Annotated in this window: 1 protein-coding gene; it reads left to right on the forward strand. The window is 75.6% G+C overall.

Annotation, left to right across the window (positions count from 1 at the left end; translation table 11 throughout):
- Positions 1-1244: hypothetical protein (locus tag ACLEQD_RS43580; protein ID WP_410391820.1), on the forward strand; the 1244-nt coding region annotated here is incomplete at its 5' end.
- Between the last annotated feature and the right edge of the window lie 69 nt (positions 1245-1313).

The following is a 1313-nucleotide window of genomic DNA, read 5'->3' on the forward strand; positions in this document are numbered from 1 at the left end:
CGCCGCTGCCCGGGGGCGCGCTGCCGTGCACGCCGGTGGCGCAGGTGGCCCACGACGCGGGCACGGGTGAGGTCACGGACCTGCCGGCCTGGGTGTCGGGCACGGCGAGCGCGCGGGTGTTCCTGCCGATGGGGGCTCGCAAGCTGCGCGTGGAGGCGCCGCGCGCGACCATCGTGCAGCTCTACAGCTTCCTCTCCAACGGCCAGTCCCTGACGGCGATGGCGCCGTACACGAACGACGCACTCACGGCCGTGCGCTGGCGCAACGCGCCCGTGGACGCGCGCGCGTGGCACCCGATGCGTCCGGCGAACCTGCCCGCGCTGATGCAGGCGGGGGCCCGGCTGGAGCTGCTCAGCCAGGTGCGCCTGGAGCCCGTGGGTCCGGAGGAGGAGACGCCGCCGCCGTCGGGTGACGCGGTGGTGGTGCGCCCCTACGGCTCGCCCTCGGTGGTGGAGGTGCTGGAGTCCGCGCAGGCGGACACGGTGGACAGGGTGAAGGCGCAGTCCACGGTGCTGGAGCCGGGCCGCGCGGTGCGGGCGCGCTTCGATGCGCGCACGCCCACCCGCCCGGAGGTGCGCCTGTCGCTGAAGGACGCGGCGGCGCTGGGCAACGAGGTGGAGGTGCTGCTCGACGGCGAGCCCCTGCACCGCTTCACCGTGCGCTCCACGCGGGCGCGGGAGCTCTTGCCTCCGCTGCCTCCGGGCGAGCATGAGGTGCTGCTGCGCTCCACGGCGCCGGGGCTGACGGCGATGCTCAACCGGCCTCCGGCGGCGGGCAGCGGCCTGCGCTCGCGCACGGTGTATCCGGTGGGCCATGGGGGCCTGCGCGTGCCGGTGCGCAAGACGGGTTCGGGCGCCGTCACCCTCAACGTGGTCGTCTACACGCCGGTGGCGGAGGGCGCGACGGTGCCCCAGCTGTCCGTGACGGTGGACGGCGGCAACCCCGTGCGTCGCGCCAGCGTGCTGGTGCCGCGCGTCACCCGCGCCGAGCGCACGGTGGTGCTGCCGGCCTCCGAGCGCGATCCAGCGATGCCGGCGGGCCGTCCGGGCGTGAAGTGGTACGCGCGCACGGTGCCGGTGACGCTGGGCGAGGACATCGCGCCGGGCGTGCACACCGTGCGCATCCAGGCGCTGGGCTCCGAGCCCATGTGGGCGCGGTTCTTCATGTTCGGCCCGTCGGTGGAGAACACCGCGCCGCGCATGTGGAACCGGGGCGGCTGGCAGCCCGACGAGGACCTGTTGTGAAGTCCCCCGGGAAGACCGGGTCGTGGCGCCCGCTCCTGGCCGCGGGCGTCGCGTCCGTGCTGGGCGCCG

The organism is Corallococcus sp. 4LFB (assembly GCF_046520365.1).
Taxonomy (GTDB): domain Bacteria; phylum Myxococcota; class Myxococcia; order Myxococcales; family Myxococcaceae; genus Corallococcus; species Corallococcus caeni.